Source organism: Methylobacterium sp. CCH5-D2, from assembly GCF_001556475.1.
GTDB classification, from domain to species: Bacteria; Pseudomonadota; Alphaproteobacteria; order Rhizobiales; family Beijerinckiaceae; genus Methylobacterium; species Methylobacterium hispanicum.
The window spans coordinates 1-4,326 of sequence record NZ_LSIX01000703.1; the positions used below are offsets into that span (position 1 = coordinate 1).

Annotated in this window: 5 protein-coding genes and 1 pseudogene; 5 read left to right on the forward strand and 1 reads right to left on the reverse strand. The window is 68.2% G+C overall.

From position 1 onward, the window contains the following. The 4 genes and pseudogenes from AX737_RS18490 to AX737_RS18505 all read left to right on the forward strand — a co-directional run. A pseudogene (locus AX737_RS18490) lies at window positions 1-653 on the forward strand (arsenical-resistance protein); the annotation flags it as partial. Beyond that, window positions 643-1,851: an MFS transporter gene (locus AX737_RS18495; protein WP_066923972.1), complete on the forward strand. Its 1,209-nt coding sequence runs from the start codon at window positions 643-645 to the stop codon at window positions 1,849-1,851. The pseudogene AX737_RS18490 and the gene AX737_RS18495, both read left to right, overlap by 11 nt. A gap of 82 nt (window positions 1,852-1,933) precedes the next feature. Then, window positions 1,934-2,170: a hypothetical protein gene (locus AX737_RS32215; RefSeq protein ID WP_082773128.1), complete on the forward strand. Its 237-nt coding sequence runs from the start codon at window positions 1,934-1,936 to the stop codon at window positions 2,168-2,170. A gap of 135 nt (window positions 2,171-2,305) precedes the next feature. Beyond that, window positions 2,306-2,782 (forward strand): DUF411 domain-containing protein, encoded by a 477-nt coding sequence (locus AX737_RS18505; protein WP_066923978.1) that lies wholly within the window; start codon window positions 2,306-2,308, stop codon window positions 2,780-2,782. A gap of 13 nt (window positions 2,783-2,795) precedes the next feature. On the opposite strand, the gene AX737_RS18510 is transcribed toward AX737_RS18505, so the two are convergent. After that, on the reverse strand, window positions 2,796-3,536 hold the full coding sequence (locus AX737_RS18510) for an NYN domain-containing protein (protein ID WP_066923974.1): 741 nt from the start codon (window positions 3,534-3,536) through the stop codon (window positions 2,796-2,798). Window positions 3,537-3,936: 400 nt separating this feature from the next. On the opposite strand from AX737_RS18510, the gene AX737_RS18515 reads away from it, so the two are divergent. Then, on the forward strand, window positions 3,937-4,149 hold the full coding sequence (locus tag AX737_RS18515; RefSeq protein WP_066923976.1) for a heavy-metal-associated domain-containing protein: 213 nt from the start codon (window positions 3,937-3,939) through the stop codon (window positions 4,147-4,149). Window positions 4,150-4,326 lie beyond the last annotated feature (177 nt).

The window sequence follows — 4,326 nt, forward strand, 5'->3', positions numbered from 1 at the left end:
GCGAGCCGCACTTCACCCTGAGCCAGGTGGCGCTCAACGACACCATCATGGTGGTCGCGTTCGCCCCCATCGTCGGCCTGCTGCTCGGGCTCTCGGCGATCACGGTGCCCTGGGGCACGCTGGTGCTGTCGGTGGTCCTCTACATCGTTGTCCCGGTCATCGTCGCCCAAGCCGTGCGGCGCAGCCTCCTAGCCTCGGGCGGGCAGGCCGGACTCGACCGGCTGCTCGGCAAGCTCGGGCCGGTCTCGCTCGTCGCCCTCCTGACCACCCTGGTGCTGCTGTTCGGCTTCCAGGGCGAGCAGATCCTGGCGCAGCCGGCGGTCATCGGTCTGCTGGCGATACCCATCCTGATCCAGGTCTACTTCAACTCCGGGCTCGCCTACCTCCTGAACCGCGCTGCGGGCGAGCAGCACTGCGTCGCCGGCCCGTCGGCGCTGATCGGCGCCTCGAACTTCTTCGAGCTCGCGGTGGCCGCCGCCATCAGCCTGTTCGGCTTCAACTCGGGCGCGGCGCTGGCAACCGTGGTCGGCGTCCTCATCGAGGTGCCGGTCATGCTCTCGGTCGTGTGGATCGTGAACCGGAGCCAGGGATGGTACGAGCGCGGCGCCACGGGCAAGGGAGCAGCGCTGAAGCCCGCATCCCGTGAGGTCTGACGCCCCCGCACCCGGCCGCCTCACCGTCATCTCCGCCCTGGGCGTGGTGGAGATCCTCGCTTGGGGCTCGTCCTTCTACCTGCCGGCGGTGCTCGCCGGGCCTATCGCGGCGGATACCGGATGGCCCCTGACCTGGGTGGTCGGCGGCCTGTCCATCGGTCTTCTGGTGGCTGCCATCGCCTCGCCCAGGGTCGGAATCGCCATCCATCGGCACGGGGGCCGGCCTGTCCTGGCATCGGCGGCTCTGCTTCTGGCGGCGGGCCACGTCGTGCTCGGCCTCGCACCGAACCTGCCCGTGTTCCTCGCCGGCTGGGTCCTCCTCGGCCTCGGCATGGGTTGCGGCCTCTATGACCCGGCCTTCGCCACCCTCGGCCGGCTCTACGGCGCCGGGGCGCGTCCGGCCATCACGACGCTGACGCTTTGGGGCGGGTTCGCCAGCACCGTCTGCTGGCCGCTCTCCGCCTTCCTTGTCGAGCAGGTCGGCTGGCGCCACGCCTGCCTGGCCTATACCGGACTACACCTCGTCGTGACGCTGCCGCTCGTGCTCGGCCTGATCCCGGGGGCACCTGAGCCGGAGACCGTGAAAGGCGAGGGGCAACACGCAGACGGGCCGCTGACGCCCAGAGAGCGCCGGGCCTACCGGCTGATGGCCGGCGTGCTGGTTCTCGGCGGCACCGTAATGACGCTGGTCTCGGTGCACCTCATCGCGCTGCTGCAGGCCCGTGGCGTCGCGCTGGCCGCGGCCGTCTCCTACGGCGCGCTGATCGGGCCGGCGCAGGTCGGCGCCCGCATCGTCGAGATGGCGAACAAGGGCCGGCATCACCCGCTCTGGACCCTGACCGTGGCCATGGCGCTGGTGGTTCTGGGGCTGGCCATCCTGGCGGCGGGCGTGCCGGCGGTCGGTCTCGCCCTTGTGCTCTACGGTGCCGGCAACGGGATCTACTCCATCGCCCGGGGCACGGTGCCGCTCGCCCTGTTCGGCCCGGTCCGCTACCCTGTGCTCGTGGGGCGCCTGGCCCGGCCGGGCCTGATCGCGCAGGCCGTGGCACCCTCCCTCGGAGCGGTGGCGCTCACCTACGGCGGCGCCGACGCGGCCTACGGCCTGCTGGTGGCTCTTGCGCTGGCGAACCTCGGGTTGGCCATAGCCTTGTGGCGCGCGCGGCCGGACGTCGTCGACGGAAGCGGGGCGACTGGCTGAACGGAGGCTGCGTGCCGGCTTCAGAACCGGTTCAACGCGACACCCGCAGTCTGGAGACATCCCGAACGACGAAGGTCCTCCCATGAAGCTCCGCATCGCAGGTTTGGTCGTTGCCGCACTGGTGCTGCTCCCCGGCGCCGCCTCCGCGCAATGGTACGAGCGCGGACCGCGCCATCATCACCACTCGGACCACCACCATCACCATGGCTACGGCCACCGCCATGGCTACGGCTACGGCTACGAGCGACATCATCGCCACGGCTACGACCGCCCCGTCCACTTCGACCGGGGCCACCACCATCACCATCACGGGTACTGATGCGAGGCGATGCCCGGAGACCCGCCGCCTCGCTCGGCGGGTCTCAAGCCCTGACGTGTCCGGGTGGCGGGGCTTGACCCTCCCATCGTGGGAAGCCGTCTCTTGCCCTCGGTGACGGAACGCCGGATGCGAACGATGATGGCCGACACGAGGACGACGCGCCGGGCGATGCTCGCGGGACTGGCGGTGGGAATGGCCTTGGGGCCGCGGGCTCTCGCCGCGGGGCTTCCCGAGGTCGCGGTGACGAAGGACCCGACCTGCGGCTGCTGCGAGAAGTGGGTCGCCCACATGCGCGAGGCCGGCTTCACCGTCACCGTGACCGAGGGGCCCGTGAACCCGGTCAAGGCCCGCCTCGGCGTGCCGCGGGACCTCGCCTCCTGCCACACCGCCCAGGTCGACGGCTACGCAATCGAGGGGCACGTACCGGCCGGCGCGATCAAGCGCCTACTCGCCGAGAGGCCCCAGGGCATCGGTCTGGCCGTGCCGGGCATGCCGGTGGGATCGCCCGGCATGGAGGTCGACGGCATGGAGCCGGCCACCTACGACGTGGTCCTGTTCGGGCCGGAAGGGCGTAGCACCTTCGCACGGTACCGGGGTGCGGAACCGGCCTGAGGTAGAGAGGGCTTCAGCGTTCGGGCATTGCCGCCGCGGGAGGGGCCGCCTTGGCCCCCGATTTGGACGCGGGTTTCGGACGTTGGTCCCACATCACGTATCCGGCTGGAGGGTCGTACTCGTGCGGGCGCATGACAGAGGCGTGTCCGTCCGCAGCGACCAGCCCCGGGAAAAGCGCTCTCTCGATATGCTCCCGGTTCAGCGCAATCTTGTGCGGCGTGTGCGACAGGATGTGCTGCGAGTGCGTTCGGCCCGGCGGGCTGACGCTGACCAGCTTCTTCTTCGGGAAGCGCCTAGCGAATAGCTCGGCGGTAGCCGCCTGGTCCGTGTCCGCTGTCAGGAGATAAGCAGTATCCATTACGTCTTGCACTGCGTCGTCATTGACGTTCAGAGCCAGATTTATGTCAGTCGCCTTCTCGGTAGGCTTCTGCCAAACGGAACCGCAGTCCCTGCACTTGGCATCCTCTTTGCTGAAGTGACCAAGGACGGTCTCGACACCGACCAGCCTGAGAGCTCGAACCAGGCGTTCGTGACGGATTTTCTTGCTATGGTCGCCGGGGTAATAGGCCGTGCAGAACACGACGCGGACGAGCTCCTCGGACTGACGCGGGATGATGGATTCCCCCAGCTTCCAGAAGTTACACCATTTCAGGAACGGCTCGCCTAAGTCATTGACGGAATGATACAAATTGAAACCGTCGATGTAGAGTGCAGCCCGGATCCTGGATTTTCCCGCTTGACTATCCAGCCCCATGCACTCATATCCGACCCGTCAACGCTGAACGGTGCGCCGTCAGCAACCCATGGGCTCCGGCCCGTGTGAAGCCCGTAGGCCCAGGCCTGCGGGCTTCTTGGTTTCCGAGGCTGTTCTATTCTGAGTTCGCCTCGCTTGGTACTGTATTTTTTCCCGGCGCGGGCACGCTGGTGGTCCCTCTCCGCAACCGCAGCGTCTCGGCAGAACGCGCTCGGCCTGACGACATGGCCCAAGGTCGGCCGCCCATGCGCCCCCTGCCCATCCGCCTCTGACACCTAGCGCCGACGCGAATGACGCGTGGGTTATCGGAAGCCGCTAGACGACGCAGGTCGTATCGGCCCTTGACCTTCCCAATATGGGAAGCCCCATCTGGAAGGGATGCCATCCAGGGGAGAGCGTCATGCATCGCTTCAAGGTCGAGAAGATGGGGTGCGGCGGCTGTGCCAAGTCGGTGACCCGCGCCGTCCTCGCCGTCGAGCCTAACGCCCGCGTCGAGGTCGACATGGGGGCCAAGCTCCTGGCCGTGTCTGGTGCCGCCGGCCCGGCCGACCGCATCGCCCAGGCCATTGTCACCGCGGGGTATCCTGCGATGCCGCTCCTCGCGGCGGCTTGAAAGAATGCGCCGGACACCAAACTTGCCTGCGGGCATTCACGTCTCGACGGCGGACATAGTCCCGCCACCGGAATCGGTGTAAGCCAGACCTCATGAGCCTCGACCGGCAAATCGTGCGCCATATGGCGGCGATGATCCTCGCGATCATCGCCTACGTCGCGCCGTCCGCCGTCCAGG